This window comes from Neorhizobium sp. 05N33 (assembly GCF_056397445.1).
In genome coordinates this window covers 25875-40351 of record NZ_JBFTNK010000023.1, presented here as the reverse complement: position 1 = coordinate 40351, position 14477 = coordinate 25875, and the positions used below count along the sequence as shown (strand labels likewise).

The following is a 14477-nucleotide window of genomic DNA, read 5'->3' as shown; positions in this document are numbered from 1 at the left end:
CTAACCGATCAGCTTGTCGTAATCAGCGTGCGAGCCAATCCAGAACCAGATGAAATCCTCCCCGTCCTGGATGGCCAGCGCCCTCCAGGATTTTCCGACCCGAACCGACCAACGTGTGCCGATGCGCTTGAAATGTAATGATGGATGCTTCGGATACAGCTTCAGGAGTTCGAAATTTTCGTCGGCAAGCTTTTGCACCTGTTTGGGCAGCTTTGCATAGGCGGCCCAAAAGCCCGGGGTCGCATAGTGCTTCACAGCGATCTTGTCTTGCCGGCACGGAATTCGGCCAGGGCTTCCTCGGCAAGGCGATCGAATTTGCCTTCCGCGTCGTCTTTTTCGATCTGCCGATCCCAGCGTTCGGCTTGAAACTCTTCGAACCAGAGCGAGAATGCTTCCAGTTCTTTCGGGTCAAGTTGCGCCACGGATTTTTCAATCTGCTCGAGCTTGGTCATAGATCACCTCATTTCCGAGTAAGATAATCGTCGGTCGAGAATTTGCAAACTCACCCGATCAGCGCAAACCTATCCACATCGACCATGCCCTTGTCGGAAATCTTCAGGTGCGGAATGACGGGCAGCGGCAGGAAAGCGACCTGGAGGAAGGGTTCCTGGAGCGTGGTTCCGAGCGCGTAGGCGGCCTGGCGGAGGTGGTGGAGGGTGTCGCGCACCACTTCGTAGGGCTCGAGGCTCATCAGGCCCGCGATGGGCAGGGCGATCTCGCCGGTGACCTTGCCGTCCTCGACCACCACGAAGCCGCCGTGGATTTCGCCGAGGCGGTTGGCGGCCATCGCCATGTCGTCCTCGCTGACGCCGACGACGCAGATGTTGTGGCTGTCGTGCCCGACAGTTGAGGCGATCGCCCCTTTCTTCAATCCGAAACCCTGAACGAAACCATTGGCATGGTTGCCGTTCTTGCCATGCCGCTCGATGACCGCGACCTTGATGATGTCGCGATCGAGATCGACGCCGGTCTGGTTGCCCGCCGACGGCAGGCGGTAGCGGCGGTGTTCGGTGATGATCTTGCCCGGCATCACGCCGATGACCGGAGTTTCGCCCTCGGTGAAAGGCAAGCCGAAATGCATCGCCTGCACCGGGCGCGCCTTGACGCTGTCGAGACCGACCGGGGCGACGGGTCTGCGGGTGGCGAAAAGTTCGTCGGTGACCTTGCGGCCGGCGGAGAACACCATCTCAGCCTTGCAGTTTTCGAGGCTGTCGACGACGACGAGATCGGCCCGCCAGCCGGGGGCGACGAGGCCGCGGTCGCGCAAGCCGAACGCCTTGGCGGCGGAAATCGAGGCGGCGCAGTAGACGGCGAGCGGCTCGACGCCATGGGCGATCGCGGTGCGGATCATGTAGTCGAGATGGCCCTGTTCGGCGATGTCGAGCGGATTGCGGTCGTCGGTGCAGAGAGCGAGATAGGGTGACAGCCGCTCGGTGAGGAGCGGCATCAGCGCGTGCAGGTCTTTCGACACCGAGCCTTCGCGCACCAGGATATGCATGCCCTTGCGGATCTTTTCGAGCGCCTCTTCGGCGGTCGTGCATTCGTGTTCGGTGCGGATGCCGGCGGACAGATAGCCGTTCAGATCATTGCCGCGCAGCAGCGGCGCGTGGCCGTCGATATGATCGCCGTAGAAGGCCTCGAGCTTGGCGAGGCAGATCGGGTCCTTATAAATGACGCCCGGGAAATTCATGAACTCGGCAAGGCCGATGACCTTGGGGTGATCGCGGAAGGGCAGCAGCTTTTCGATCGGCAGATCGGCGCCGGCCGTCTCCAGATGGGTGGCCGGCACGCAGGAGGAGAGCTGGACGCGGATGTCCATGATCGTTTCCAGCGAGGAATCCAGGAAAAATTGTATGCCCTCGGTGCCGAGCACGTTGGCGATCTCGTGGGGATCGCAGATCGCCGTCGTCACCCCGTAGGGCAGGACGCAGCGGTCGAACTCGTGCGGTGTCACCAGCGAACTCTCGATGTGGAGATGGGTGTCGATGAAGCCCGGGACGACGATCTCGCCAGAAATGTCGATTTCAATCTTGCCGGCGTAGTCGCCGCAGGTGCCGACGATACGGTCACCGCAGATGGCGATGTCGGAGGCGACGAGTTCGCCGGTGACGAGATCGAAGAAGCGTCCGCCCTTCAGCACGATATCGGCGGGTTCGCGGCCGGTGCCCTGGTCGATGAGCGTTTCGAGACGGGTGGTCATGGCAGGCTCCTCGCTGAATCGGTCTCCTAACCTACCCGTTCCATGAGGAAACGGGGAGGGGCGATCGATGCAGGCGAGACGTCATGCGATATCCGTGCGGACATTGCCGCCGCAGAGGATGGTGGCGACGGTTCGGCCTTTGAGGTTCGCGCCGTTTTCCAGGAGACCGGCAATGCCGGCGGCGCCGGCTTCCTCGACAATGAGGCCGTAGTGGATGCGGCAGAAATCCCGCGCCTGGCGGATGGCCGCTTCGCTGGCTTCCCAAACCTCATCGACAGTCGTCCTCATGCAGTCCAGTGCGTAAGGGACGCATTCCCGAACCGCGATGCCATCGGCCGCGGTTGCTGCGGTCTCCGTGGAGACGAGCCGGCCGGTTTCATGAGATTGCTTCATGGCAGGCGCATTGGCGGCGACCACGCCGATGACCTTGCAGTTCGGTGCCCTGGCGCGGATCCAGGTGCCGATCCCGGTCAGAAGCGCGCCATTGCCGAGCGGCACGAGGATGGCGTCGAGTTCGACAGCTTGCCGGGAGAGGCGCTCGGTGATTTCCAGCGCGATCGTGCCTGCCCCTTCGGCGATACTCCGCAATGCGCCGTCTTCGACAAAGGGGCAGCCATTCGCTTGCGCATAGGCACGTGCGGCGGCTTTGGCGGCGTCGAAATCACTGCCTTCCAGCCGCACGTCGGCGCCGAGGCGGCGCATCGCCTCGATCTTGCCGGGATTGGCGGTGGTGGCGGAAAAGATCACCACCTTGCGTCCGCGCGCCCGGCCGGCATAGGCGAGCCCCTGGCCGAAATTGCCGGCGGAGGCGGAGACGACGGGCTGGTCGCCGGCCGGTTCGTTCTGCATCCACCAGTCGGTGCCGCGTCCCTTGAAGGAACGGATCGGATTGAGCGTCTCCACCTTCGCAAGGAGGCGAAGGCCGAGAGCCGTATTGGCCGTCTGCTGCTCGATCAACGGGCTGTTGGTGAAGACGGGATCGATGCTTTTCGACGCAGCGAGAATACCGTCGGCGGAAGGGTGTGGCTGGTTTTGTGTCATGGGGTTAAGATGCCAACGAAAAGCCGGTAGAATTCCTGAAGTCATGCTCATAACCAGGAATATCTCCCGGAATTTGCTTTAAAACCGGGAAATTCTCTTATGGCACTGACGAAAGCCGATCGCCAAATCCTCAAGCTCGTGCAGCGGGATGCGACCATCACCTTGAACGAGCTGGCCGAGCATGCGGGTCTGTCGCTCTCCTCGGCACAGCGGCGGCTGCAGAAGCTTCGAGAGGACAAGGTGATCCTGCGGGACGTTTCGATCGTTGATCCGAAAAAGGTGGGCATGGCCGTTTCCATGCTGGTGGAGGTGGAGCTGGAGCGCGACCGGCCGGAGCTCATGCCGCCGTTCCTGCGCTGGGTGGCGGATACGCCGGAAGTGCAGGAGGCCTGGGGTACGTCCGGCCGGGGCGATTTCACGCTGGTGATCCTCGTCCAGTCCGTCGAGCATTTCGATGTGCTGGCGGACCGGATGATGGAGATGAACCCGAATATCCGCAAATTCACGACGAGCGTCGTGCTGAAGACGCTGAAGCGGACGCTGGCGGTGCATGTCGAGTGAGCCCAGCCGGCGTCCGAGAACGAGGCTCAAAACAAACGGGCGCCCGAAGGCGCCCGCTGGTCATGCGATTTGAAAGATGTCACTCGGCGGCGACGATCTTGCCGTCTTCCCATTTGAACAGGGAAAAGCTCTGCGAGGTGAGGTCGCCCGTCTTGCCGTAGGTGAGCTTGCCGATGGCGGTGGCGATCGGTTCGCCGGACTTGATGGCCGCGGCCACCGCTTCCGTATCCTCGGCGCTCTTTGCCTTTTCGATACCGGCCTTGATGACTTCGACGGCGGCATAGGCGTTCAGCGTGAAGGCTTCGGCGGGGATTTTGCGGGCGGCGAGCGCTTCGGCGGCAGCCTTGGAATCCGGGCTCTTGGTGGCGTCGGATGCGTTGGTGAACACCGTGCCGGCCGCGGCCTTGGTGCCGATGTTCCAGAACTCGCTGTTCGACAGGCCGTCGCCGCCGATGATCGTCGCCTTGACGCCGAGATCGGCGAGCTGGCGGGCGAGCAGGCCGCCTTCCGGATGGTAACCGCCGAAATAGATCACGTCGACATTCTGCGACTTCAGGCGGGTCGTCAGCGCGCTGAAATCCTTGTCGCCCGGGGTGACCGCGTCGTCTAGCACTTCCTTGACGCCGCCGGCGTTCAGCGCTGCCTTGAAGGCGTCGGCAAGGCCTTTGCCATAGGCGCCCTTGTCGTTGATGATCGCGACTTTCTTGTCCTTGAAGGTCTTGAGAACGTAATTGGCGGCGACAACGGCCTGCTGGTCGTCGCGGCCGCAGGTGCGGAACACGTTGGTGAGGCCGCGCGTGGTGAGGGCCGGTGTGGTGGCGGTGGGTGTGACCATCAGCACGCCGTTTTCGGCAAGCGCATCGGAAGCCGGCATGGCGACGCCTGACGTCACGGGGCCGACGACGAAGCGGATGCCTTCGCCGACCAACTGGTTTGCGGCCGAAACGCCCTGCTTGGGTTCCGCGGCGTCGTCGGCCGCCTTCAGGACGACCTTTTCGCCGAGAATGCCGCCCTTCTTGTTGATTTCCGCAACGGCGGTTTCGGCGCCGTTCTTGACCTGGTCGCCGTAGGCCGCGACGGGGCCGGTGAGCGGGGCGATCAGGCCGATAACGATATCGGCATGAGCAAGCGGTGCGAAGGTCAGCGAGGCGAGTGCTGTCGCTCCCAGAAACGTCTTGAGGTTCATTTTGGTCTCCTTGGATGGGGGGCTCAAGCCCGCGGTGAACGCCGCATCCCTGCCTTCCGTCTTCGATGTCGCGCCGGGCGCGGTCGTGCCAAGGACGGATGGCGATGCGGTCGATACCGTGCCGAGCCATATTTGGCTTTCGGCGACCGGCCACCAATTCTGTATGAATTCCGCCAGATTTCCGCAAGAAGATAACAAAACGGCCGCGAATTTTGTGGTTTTCAACAGGGATTGCCCGGAAATTGCGGATGTTTGCCGACTTCCATGATTCCCGGCGAAGCTAGTCCTTGCGTTCCAGGGCTCCGAGGAAGGCCTGGATCTGCCCGTTGAAGGCCTGGAACTCCTTCGGGGTCATGCCGGACCGCTCCATCAGGGTGTCGCCGAGGCATGTGCTCTTCGCAATCAGGACGCGGCCGGCATCGGTCAACCAGACATGTACTTGCCGCTCGTCCGTCTTGCTGCGGCGGCGCTCCAGCAGTCCGGCCTGTTCGAGCCGCTTGACGGGCGGGGTGATGGTGCTCGATTCCAGGCCCAGCCTTTCCGCGATCGTGCCGATCGTCGAGCCGTCCTGTTCGCCGAGCACGCTCATAACGAGGTATTGCGGATAGGTGATGCCCATGTCGTCGAGCATCGGCTTGTAGACGCGATTGATGGCGATGTGGGCCGTATAGAGCGAGAAGCAGAGCTGCTCGTCGAGCGGCGGAAGGGGGGAGGCGGGCATGCTTGCTCCGGTGTTGTTCCAGGTCCTTCGCGACGTATAGCATAATTTTGATATCGCGATAAATATTTTTGTAGACAGGATCACAGGATGCCGCTACCCATATGTTTATCGCGATAACAAATATCGAGGTATAGAGATCGCGAGAATCCGAAGGGTGCGGTTCAAAGGAACGACACGCAACGGTACTATGAATGCCTGGCCGGCCCTTTTACTGCCGCGCCCGCCATTCATGTCGCAGTCATTGAAAAATCAGTTTCGAAAGGACACGAGAACCATGACCAGCAATTTCATCACCACCAAGGACGGCACGCAGATATTTTACAAGGACTGGGGTTCGAAGGACGCCCAGCCGGTCGTCTTTCATCACGGCTGGCCGCTCTCGGCCGACGATTGGGACGCCCAGATGCTGTTTTTCCTGCATCAGGGTTTTCGCGTAATCGCCCATGACCGCCGCGGCCACGGCCGTTCGACCCAGACCGACACCGGCAACGAAATGAATACCTACGCTGCCGATGTTGCCGAGCTCGCCGCCCATCTCAACCTGAAAAACGCCATCCATGTCGGCCATTCGACCGGCGGCGGCGAAGTTGCCCGCTACGTTGCCCAGTATGGCGGCGGTGGCCGGGTTGCCAAGGCCGTGCTGATGGGCGCCGTGCCGCCGATCATGTTGAAGACGGACAATAACCCGGGCGGCCTGCCTCTCGAAGTCTTCGACGGTTTTCGCGCAGCGCTTGCTGCCAATCGTGCGCAGTTCTTCCGCGACGTTCCGGCCGGCCCGTTCTACGGCTTCAACCGTGAGGGCGCGACCGTTTCGGAAGGCGTCATCGCCAATTGGTGGCGGCAGGGCATGATGGGCGGCACCAAGGCCCATTACGATTGCATCAAGGCGTTTTCGGAAACCGACTTCACCGAAGACCTGAAGGCGATCGACGTGCCGGTTCTCGTTTTGCATGGCGACGACGATCAGATCGTCCCGATCGCCGACTCGGCCCTGCTCGCGGTCAAGCTTCTCAAGAACGGCACGCTGAAGGTCTATGAAGGTTTTCCGCACGGCATGGCGACCACGCATGCGGATGCGATCAACGCGGATCTGCTGGCGTTCTTCAAGGGCTGAGGTTTTAGGGGTAGTGCTCAAAAATGAAAAGAGACGGCCGTTAAAGCCGCCTTTTTTGAAGGGCCGTTCGCTCGGCGATACCCCTCATCCGGCTGCCGCCACCTTCTCCCCGTTCTGACGGGGAGAAGGGATATGCCGCGCCGGTCTGCCCCAATCGCAGGGGCTTAGAACGGGCACGTCCCCTCGCCCCGCGCGCGGGGAGAGGGTTAGGGTGAGGGGCAAATTCCGTCCGCTTCGACCTTGCCTCAGATATTGCTCGTCAAGATCTCGCGCAGCTTGCCGAAAATCTCGTCGATATGGTGTTTTTCGACGATCAGCGGCGGGGACATGGCGATGGTGTCGCCGGTGGTCCGGATCAGCAGGCCGTTTTCATATGCCTTCAGGAAGGCCGTGAAGGCGCGCTTGGTGGGTTCGCCGGCGATCGGATCGAGTTCGATCGCGCCGATCAGGCCGAGGTTTCTGATGTCGATGACGTTAGGCAGATCCTTCAGCGAATGCAGGCCCGCTTCCCAATAGGGGGCGATGTCGCGGGCGCGGTCGAACAGGCCTTCTTCCTTGTAGGTTTCAAGCGTCGCAAGGCCGGCAGCCGAGGCGATTGGGTTGCCGGAATAGGTATAGCCGTGCATGAACTCGATCATGTGCTCGGGGCCGGTCATGAACGCGTCATGGATCTCGGAGGTGACGAACACGGCGCCCATCGGGATCACGCCGTTGGTCAGGCCCTTGGCGGTGGTGATGATGTCCGGCTTGACGTCGAAATACTGGGCGGCGAACGGCGCGCCGAGGCGGCCGAAACCGGTGATGACTTCGTCGAAGATCAGCAGGATGCCGTGCTTGGTGCAGATCTCGCGCAGTTTCTGCAGGTAACCCTTCGGCGGGATCAGCACGCCGGTGGAGCCGGCGACGGGCTCGACGATGACGGCGGCGACGGTCGAGGCGTCATGCAGGGCGACGATGCGCTCGAGTTCGGTCGCAAGATCGCCGCCATGTTCCGGTTCGCCCTTGGTGAAGGCGTTCTTGGCCGGCAGATGGGTGTGGGGCAGGTGGTCGACGCCGGTCAGAAGCGTGCCGAACATCTTGCGGTTGGAGACGATGCCGCCGACCGAGATGCCGCCGAAATTGACGCCGTGATAACCGCGCTCGCGGCCGATCAGGCGGAAGCGCGAGCCGTTGCCCTTCACCCGGTGATAGGCGAGCGCCACCTTCAGCGCCGTCTCGACCGATTCCGAGCCGGAATTGGTATAGAGAACGTGGTTCATGCCTTCTGGCGCGATATCGACCAGACGATTGGCGAGTTCGAAAGCCTTGGGGTGGCCCAGTTGGAAGGCGGGCGCATAGTCCAGCTCGCCGGCCTGCTCGCGGATCGCCTCGGTGATCTTCGGGCGGCAGTGGCCGGCATTGACGCACCAGAGGCCGGCGGTGGCATCGAGCACTTGGCGGCCGTCATGGGTCGTGTAATGCATATCCTTGGCAGCGACGAAAAGGCGGGGTTCCTGCTTGAACTGGCGGTTTGCCGTAAACGGCATCCAGAACGCCCGCAGGTCGTTGGGCGTGGTATTCAGGCGGTTGGACATGACATTCTCCATGGCCATTCGGTTTCTTCGGGTGGCCATTTCCCGGTCGGCGTCATTGCACCAAGTTTTGACTGCATGGTCAAATTATCAGGGGGATCGGAGGCGTCAACCGCCTTCGAACAAAGGGCCGCTGCGAATTCCTGCGTTGGAGCGAAATCGATTCGGACTGGCGTTGCTGGGTGGGGCAATCGATACGGATTTCGATAAAGGCTCAAGATTTCAACGCGGTTTCCACCGGTCGTGAAATTTGATTGCGTCTCTCTGGTCTTTTGGCGAAAGCTGCCAATATCGCCTGAAACTTCAATTCCGAGACCCTCATTGGCCGATCCCGATCCGAACGAACAAATCCATCTTGAGCGGCTGGAAGCGCTCGATGCCTATAATATCATGGACACCGAGCCGGAGCCGGAGTTCGACGATATCGTGCTTGTCGCTTCCACGCTCTGCGGCACGCCCGTGGCGCTCGTCAGCCTGGTCGAGAAGGACCGGCAGTGGTTCAAGGCGCGCGTCGGGTTCGAGGCTTGCGAGACGCCGATCGAGCAGTCGGTCTGCGCCCATGCGCTCGGAAGTTCCGATGTGCTGGTCATCCCCGACCTGCAGCTCGACCGGCGCACCCGCGCGAATACTCTGGTTACCGATGAACCGCATATCCGCTTCTACGCCGGCGCGCCGCTGATCACGCCTGACGAGGTGGTGATCGGCACGCTCTGCGTCATCGATGTCGAGCCGCGGCCGCAGGGGCTGGAGGAGGGGCAGAAGGCGGCGCTGCAGGCTCTTGCCCGGCAGGTTATCGCGCTCCTCGAAATGCGGCGCATCTCGCAGCGAAAGGATGACCTGTTCCGGCGCCAGAAGTCGATCAGCGCCAATATTCGCTCCAGCGTCAATGCGAGCCTGGCGGCGCAGGAGGCTGGAAGGGTCGGCACATTCGAAATTGATATCGGGACCTCGATGATGCGGGTGTCACGGGAGTTCTGCCGAATTTTCCACCTGCCTATCGCCGATACCTATCCCACCCGAGTGGTCGAGGAGATGGTCCTGGCGCAGGACAAGGATCTGCAGTCCAACGATGCGACCAGACGGAAGGGCAGTGCCCCGCTCGACGTCGAATATCGCATTCGCGTGCCGGGCTATGGCGTGCGCTGGATCGCCCGCAATGCCAGCTTTCGCCATGATGAGAGAGGCCGGCCGGTCAAGATGATCGGCACCGTCAGGGATGTAACCGCCGCCAAGCGGGAGGCTGCCCGCGTGCAGGCCCTGCTCGATCTTGGCGACCGGCTGCGCGACCTCAGCGACATGGAATCGATGGCGATCGCAGCCGGCGACCTGATGGCCAGGGCACTCGACGCGACGCGCGCCGGTTTCGGCATCGTCAACGCGGCCGACGAGACGGTGTCGGTGCCGCCCGAATGGTGCGCGCCGGGCGTGAAAAGCCTTGCGGGACTGCACCATTTCCGAGATTACGGGTCTTTTGTCGACGACCTGAAGCGCGGGGAGGCCGTTGTCATCGCCGACGTCGCCACCGATCCGCGCACCCGCGACCACGCGCCGGCGCTTCTTGCGCTTGGCATCCGCGTGCTCGTCAACGTGCCGATCTTCGAACTCGGGCGCTTCAGGCTCGTCGCCTTCATCCATCACGACCAGCCTTATCCCTGGATGGAGGAAGAGATTTCCTTCGTCCGCAGCTTCGGCAACCGCATCCAGATCGCGATGTCACGGGTTCAGGCCGAGCTAGAGCAGCAGATGCTCAGCAGGGAAATGAGCCATCGGCTGAAGAACACCCTGTCGATGGTGCAGGCGATCGCCACCCAGACGCTGCGGCCGGTGACCGAGCGCGACCATGTGGAGGCTTTCGAGAAGCGGCTGCATGCGCTGAGCACTGCCCATGACATCCTGTTCGAGCAGAACTGGACCAGCGCCTCGGTCTATGCCGTCGTCGACCGAACGATGAACGGGATCGGCATGCGGGACCGGATCGACGCGCAGGGTCCGAACGTTCGGTTCGGCCCGAAGGGCTCGCTTTCGCTTTCCCTGCTGCTGCACGAGTTGACGACCAACGCGGTGAAATACGGAGCGCTCTCGAACGATACGGGGAGGGTTGCGATCGACTGGCGCATTGAAGGCGCGGGAGACGGCGCGACCTTCTATCTCTCCTGGCGGGAAACCGGCGGGCCGCCCCCACGCCAGCCGGAGCGCACGGGTTTCGGCTCAAAACTTATTCGCATGGGATTGATCGGAACCGGCGGTGTTCTCGTTAGTTATGATCAACCGGGGTTCAGCGCTGAGATGACAGCTGTGCTCCTTCAGCTAGCACAGGCAGACTGACCGGATGGGACGATCCGCACCGCCAAAAAAACAGGCTGTCCTCGTTGTCGAGGACGAGCCCATCCTGCGCATGATGGCAATCGACCTCGTGGAGGATGCAGGATTCGAGGCGGTCGAGGCAGCCGACGCCGATGAGGCGGTGACGATCCTGGAAACGCGCACGGATATCCGAATCGTTTTTACCGATATCGACATGCCGGGCAGCATGAACGGCATGAAGCTGGCGGCTGCCGTGCGCGACCGCTGGCCGCCGATCGAGATCATCATCGTTTCGGGACAGGTCCGCTTGAGCGAGGAAGACCTGCCCGATCGCAGCGTGTTCTTTTCCAAACCCTACGATTGGCAGAAGGTGACCGCAACGCTGCGTCGCATGGCCTCGCATTAGGCGTGGTCGCGCGGATACGGAGCGTCATATCCGGTCGGCAGGCGGGCACGGAAATGCCCCAGCTGCCGGCGTTATGCCGGCCGCTGAGGCGGGTCAGCGTTATGCTATGTCAGCGCTGTCATTCCTACGCGGCTGCGGATTTCTTCTGCACCGGAGCACAGTAGATTTCTTCCAGCGTTTCAAGGACCTTGAGAACCGACTCGGACGAGCTGGAGTAATAAATGGTCTGCGCATCGCGGCGGGTCTTCACCAGCTTCTGAGCCCGCAGCTTGGAGAGGTGCTGAGACAGCGCAGATTGGCTGAGGCCAACCTGCGACGCGAGCGCACCCACGGCGACTTCGCCCTTCACCAGGCAGCACAGGATCATCAACCGCTTCGGGTTGGCCATGGCCGACAGCAGGCCCGCGGCCGCGTTGGAATGCTCAGATAGTGCCATCGTATCCATACGTTTTAAATTCCCCTCGTATTCCAAAGCGGCCCCCGGCTTCAAAATCCGGCCCATCGTCCTATGGGTGAAAATTAGCAAGGAGCAAAAGGGATTGTATATCCCTAAATTTCAGGTAACCAGTTATCGTATTTTAGTGATCTCAAAAACATAATCAAGAACGGCTTCGGGAGTCTTTGCAAGAACTTCGAATTCGTGCCTGAGTTGAAAATCCCCCGCAATAAGGTCGATTCCCGCTCGATCGACGCCTCCGAAGCGCCAGAGTTTCCCGTTTTCCGTGCCGATATGGGCAGCAAATTTCTGAGCCTGCTCGGTCATATTTTTTACATTTTCCTGGAGGTCCAGCCACTCCGCCGTGATTCCCGGCTCGGGAATCACGAGGTTAGATCCAGGCAGCATGTATGCACGGCCGAATCCTCCATTCAGGGATGCTGCCTGTGGAGTGATTCGGAAAAAGCGGAAATCACCGAAATCTGCATACAATGCAGCCTTGGGATGACGATCCAGAAAACGCTGGCGTATGCGTGCATGTTCGGGCGTGTCGCGGGCGACGTCCTCGGCGAGACATTGAACGGTGATCCGCGGATGGGCGAGCGGATCGCCCTTGCCGGGCTCGCCGGCCAGAAGCGAGCAGCGTGGGTCGGCGATGAGGCCTTTCGTATGGCCGGAGAGGCCGGAGACGAGAATGACCGGCACGCCGTCGACGTCGGTGCCAGTGAGGGCTCGGCTGGCTGAGGGGAAACCGGTTTCCGGATCGAGGACCGCCAGCGCCATGTGACGCGCTCCACGGACCAGCGTGCGGGCAAGCCGGCGGGCCTCGTCGTCGGTGTCACGCAGCACCTGCGGCCTGTCGGTCTTCCCGGTCTGCTGTTCGTCCGTCAACGCGTCCCTCTCCTTGTTCAGTTGCCGGGAAAGCGACCCGGCTCAGCCGTCGGCATACCATCCGGCGACACTAAACGAAAGGTGATTTTGCGGCTCAGCTTATCAGCCGTCGCGTCGGCGATGGCGGGTCAGGCCGGCAATCACGTCATCGGACGAAATGGTACCGATGATCGTGCCGTTGTCGACCACCCCGATGGCGCCCGGCTGACGCGACAGCGCATCGAGGATATCGACGAGCGGCGTTGTCGACAGCGCGGTGCCAGCGACAGTCGTGGTGCCTGCCGTGGTGCTTACGCCGGCCCGCATCACGTCGCCTGCGGTCAGCATGCTGATCGGGTTGAGGTGCTGCACGAAATCGGCGACATACTGGTCGGCCGGCGCCCGGACGATCTCCTGCGGCGTGCCGCATTGGATGATGTGCCCGCCCTCCATGATGGCGATGCGATTGCCGATCCGGAAGGCTTCGTCGAGATCGTGGCTGACGAAGAGGATGGTCTTCTTCAGCCGGCGCTGGAATTCGAGAAGCTCGTCCTGCAGGCGGGTGCGGATCAGCGGATCGAGCGCCGAGAAGGGCTCGTCCATGAGTAGGATCGGCGCACCGGTCGCAAAGGCGCGAGCAAGGCCGACGCGCTGCTGCATGCCGCCGGAGAGTTCGCCGACCTTGCGGCCGGCCCATTTCGTCAGGTTGACCAGTTCGAGCTGTTCGTTGACCTGCTTGGCACGCTCGGCATCCGGAACGCCGGCAAGTTCCAGCCCAAAGCCGACATTTTCAGCGACCGTGCGCCAGGGGAGAAGGCCGAACTGCTGGAAGACCATCGAGACCGTGTGCATGCGCAGATCCCGCAGCACTTTGGGGCTCGACTTGTAGGGATCGACCGGGCCCGAGGACGTGGCGACGCTGACATTGCCGCGCACGACCGGCGCGAGCCCGTTGACGGCGCGCAGCAGCGTTGATTTGCCCGAGCCGGACAGGCCCATCAGGACGAGGATTTCGCCCTCGTGGATGGTGAGCGACGCATTGGCGACGCCCAGGACGATGCCGGTCGCGGCACTGATCTCGTCGCGGGTCTTGCCCTGGTCGACCATCGCCAGCGCCCGTTCCGGCTTGTCGCCGAAGACGATGTCGACATTGTCGAAAACGACGCAATCGGTTTTCTGGGCTGTCATTGGCCGTCTCCCGTCGATGTGCGGAACATGCGGTCGAGGATGATCGCCAAGATGACGATGCACAGGCCTGAATCGAAGCCGCGCGCGACGTTGACGGTATTCAGTGCCCGCAGCACCGGTACGCCGAGGCCGTTGGCGCCGACCAGCGCGGCGATGACGACCATTGAGAGCGAAAGCATGATCGTCTGGGTGAGGCCGGCCATGATCTGCGGCATTGCGTAGGGCAGTTCCACCTTGCGCAGGATCTGCGACGGAGTGGCACCGAAGGCGACCGCCGCTTCCCGAAGCGAGCTCGGGGTCGAGACGATGCCGAGACGGGTGAGGCGGATAGGCGCCGGGATCGCGAAGATGACGGTGGCGATCAGGCCCGGAACCATGCCGAGGCCGAAGAGGATCAGCGCCGGGATCAGGTAAACGAAGCTCGGCAGTGTCTGCATCAGGTCGAGGACCGGCCGCATGGCTTCGTAGAACCATTGGCGTCGGGCAGCGGCAATGCCAAGCGGCACGCCGACCACCATGCTGACGGCGGTCGATGCGAGCACCAGAGCCAGCGTTTCGGTCGTCTCTTTCCAGTAACCCTGGTTAAAGATCAGGAGCAGACCGAAGAAGGTGAAGGCTGCGAGCACGAGGGAACGGCGCAGCCACCAGGAAAGCCCGGTCATGGCGGCCATGACGAATAGCGGATGCGGTGTCGCAAGACACCACAAAAGCCCGTCGATCACGGCCAGGAGAACGGAAGAAAGCCAGTCGAAAAACCAGTCGGCATTCGCCGTCAACCAGTCAACGACCGCCTTCGCCCAGGAACCTATAGGTATTCGATGGTCTGCGATCCAATCCACGAGAAAACTGCCGTCCATAAGGAGAGAAAGGGCGGGCTCC

Annotated in this window: 15 protein-coding genes; 4 read left to right on the top strand and 11 right to left on the bottom strand. The window is 61.9% G+C overall.

Going from position 1 to position 14477, the window contains the following annotated elements; all coding sequences use genetic code 11:
* From AC1DLT_RS29380 to AC1DLT_RS29365, 4 genes are all read right to left on the bottom strand, one after another.
* The gene (locus AC1DLT_RS29380) at window positions 1-255 is read right to left on the bottom strand and encodes a ParE family toxin-like protein (protein WP_477489068.1); all 255 of its coding nucleotides are present in this window, start codon (window positions 253-255) and stop codon (window positions 1-3) included.
* Window positions 252-452 carry a hypothetical protein gene (locus AC1DLT_RS29375; RefSeq protein WP_477489067.1) on the bottom strand — a complete coding sequence of 67 codons (201 nt, stop codon included), beginning with the start codon at window positions 450-452 and terminating at the stop codon, window positions 252-254. Before AC1DLT_RS29375 ends, AC1DLT_RS29380 begins: the two co-directional genes overlap by 4 nt.
* A 50-nt stretch (window positions 453-502) precedes the next feature.
* A complete protein-coding gene (gene ade / locus AC1DLT_RS29370; protein ID WP_477489066.1) occupies window positions 503-2200 on the bottom strand; it encodes an adenine deaminase in 1698 nt (565 codons plus the stop codon).
* Window positions 2201-2281: 81 nt separating this feature from the next.
* Window positions 2282-3241: a threonine ammonia-lyase gene (locus tag AC1DLT_RS29365; RefSeq protein ID WP_477489065.1), complete on the bottom strand. Its 960-nt coding sequence runs from the start codon at window positions 3239-3241 to the stop codon at window positions 2282-2284.
* A 99-nt stretch (window positions 3242-3340) separates the two neighbouring features.
* On the opposite strand from AC1DLT_RS29365, the gene AC1DLT_RS29360 reads away from it, so the two are divergent.
* The gene (locus AC1DLT_RS29360; protein ID WP_477489064.1) at window positions 3341-3802 is read left to right on the top strand and encodes an Lrp/AsnC family transcriptional regulator; all 462 of its coding nucleotides are present in this window, start codon (window positions 3341-3343) and stop codon (window positions 3800-3802) included.
* A 79-nt stretch (window positions 3803-3881) separates the two neighbouring features.
* On the opposite strand, the gene AC1DLT_RS29355 is transcribed toward AC1DLT_RS29360, so the two are convergent.
* Window positions 3882-4988 carry a branched-chain amino acid ABC transporter substrate-binding protein gene (locus AC1DLT_RS29355; RefSeq protein WP_477489063.1) on the bottom strand — a complete coding sequence of 369 codons (1107 nt, stop codon included), beginning with the start codon at window positions 4986-4988 and terminating at the stop codon, window positions 3882-3884.
* Between the two features lie 280 nt (window positions 4989-5268).
* Window positions 5269-5709, bottom strand: coding sequence for a MarR family winged helix-turn-helix transcriptional regulator (locus tag AC1DLT_RS29350; RefSeq protein ID WP_477489062.1), 441 nt, complete (start codon window positions 5707-5709; stop codon window positions 5269-5271).
* Between the two features lie 274 nt (window positions 5710-5983).
* Between AC1DLT_RS29350 and AC1DLT_RS29345 the strand changes: the two genes are divergently transcribed.
* Complete coding sequence (locus AC1DLT_RS29345; RefSeq protein WP_477489061.1) at window positions 5984-6823, top strand: alpha/beta fold hydrolase; 840 nt, start codon at window positions 5984-5986, stop codon at window positions 6821-6823.
* Between the two features lie 245 nt (window positions 6824-7068).
* Here AC1DLT_RS29345 and aptA read toward each other — a convergent pair whose 3' ends face one another.
* Window positions 7069-8397, bottom strand: coding sequence for an omega-aminotransferase AptA (gene aptA / locus AC1DLT_RS29340; RefSeq protein ID WP_477489060.1), 1329 nt, complete (start codon window positions 8395-8397; stop codon window positions 7069-7071).
* Window positions 8398-8715: 318 nt separating this feature from the next.
* On the opposite strand from aptA, the gene AC1DLT_RS29335 reads away from it, so the two are divergent.
* Both AC1DLT_RS29335 and AC1DLT_RS29330 read left to right on the top strand, forming a co-directional pair.
* Window positions 8716-10719, top strand: a complete 2004-nt coding sequence (locus AC1DLT_RS29335; RefSeq protein WP_477489059.1) for a GAF domain-containing protein — start codon at window positions 8716-8718, stop codon at window positions 10717-10719.
* A gap of 4 nt (window positions 10720-10723) precedes the next feature.
* A complete protein-coding gene (locus tag AC1DLT_RS29330) occupies window positions 10724-11104 on the top strand; it encodes a response regulator (protein ID WP_038588450.1) in 381 nt (126 codons plus the stop codon).
* 124 nt (window positions 11105-11228) lie between these two features.
* On the opposite strand, the gene AC1DLT_RS29325 is transcribed toward AC1DLT_RS29330, so the two are convergent.
* The 4 genes from AC1DLT_RS29325 to choW form a co-directional block, all read right to left on the bottom strand.
* Window positions 11229-11549 carry an ArsR/SmtB family transcription factor gene (locus AC1DLT_RS29325; protein ID WP_038544336.1) on the bottom strand — a complete coding sequence of 107 codons (321 nt, stop codon included), beginning with the start codon at window positions 11547-11549 and terminating at the stop codon, window positions 11229-11231.
* A gap of 123 nt (window positions 11550-11672) precedes the next feature.
* Window positions 11673-12431: a HugZ family pyridoxamine 5'-phosphate oxidase gene (locus tag AC1DLT_RS29320; protein WP_477489058.1), complete on the bottom strand. Its 759-nt coding sequence runs from the start codon at window positions 12429-12431 to the stop codon at window positions 11673-11675.
* A 102-nt stretch (window positions 12432-12533) separates the two neighbouring features.
* The gene (gene choV / locus AC1DLT_RS29315) at window positions 12534-13598 is read right to left on the bottom strand and encodes a choline ABC transporter ATP-binding protein (protein WP_038544332.1); all 1065 of its coding nucleotides are present in this window, start codon (window positions 13596-13598) and stop codon (window positions 12534-12536) included.
* Window positions 13595-14437: a choline ABC transporter permease subunit gene (gene choW, locus AC1DLT_RS29310; RefSeq protein WP_038549479.1), complete on the bottom strand. Its 843-nt coding sequence runs from the start codon at window positions 14435-14437 to the stop codon at window positions 13595-13597. Before choW ends, choV begins: the two co-directional genes overlap by 4 nt.
* Between the last annotated feature and the right edge of the window lie 40 nt (window positions 14438-14477).

Bases quoted from the DNA above. Each gene is read 5' to 3' on its own strand.
- choV (WP_038544332.1), bottom strand. From the start codon at position 13,598: ATGACAGCCCAGAAAACCGATTGCGTCGTTTTCGACAATGTCGACATC.
- aptA (WP_477489060.1), bottom strand. From the start codon at position 8,397: ATGTCCAACCGCCTGAATACCACGCCCAACGACCTGCGGGCGTTCTGG.
- AC1DLT_RS29345 (WP_477489061.1), top strand. From the start codon at position 5,984: ATGACCAGCAATTTCATCACCACCAAGGACGGCACGCAGATATTTTAC.
- ade (WP_477489066.1), bottom strand. From the start codon at position 2,200: ATGACCACCCGTCTCGAAACGCTCATCGACCAGGGCACCGGCCGCGAA.
- AC1DLT_RS29365 (WP_477489065.1), bottom strand. From the start codon at position 3,241: ATGACACAAAACCAGCCACACCCTTCCGCCGACGGTATTCTCGCTGCG.
- AC1DLT_RS29325 (WP_038544336.1), bottom strand. From the start codon at position 11,549: ATGGATACGATGGCACTATCTGAGCATTCCAACGCGGCCGCGGGCCTG.
- AC1DLT_RS29360 (WP_477489064.1), top strand. From the start codon at position 3,341: ATGGCACTGACGAAAGCCGATCGCCAAATCCTCAAGCTCGTGCAGCGG.
- AC1DLT_RS29355 (WP_477489063.1), bottom strand. From the start codon at position 4,988: ATGAACCTCAAGACGTTTCTGGGAGCGACAGCACTCGCCTCGCTGACC.
- AC1DLT_RS29350 (WP_477489062.1), bottom strand. From the start codon at position 5,709: ATGCCCGCCTCCCCCCTTCCGCCGCTCGACGAGCAGCTCTGCTTCTCG.
- AC1DLT_RS29330 (WP_038588450.1), top strand. From the start codon at position 10,724: ATGGGACGATCCGCACCGCCAAAAAAACAGGCTGTCCTCGTTGTCGAG.
- AC1DLT_RS29375 (WP_477489067.1), bottom strand. From the start codon at position 452: ATGACCAAGCTCGAGCAGATTGAAAAATCCGTGGCGCAACTTGACCCG.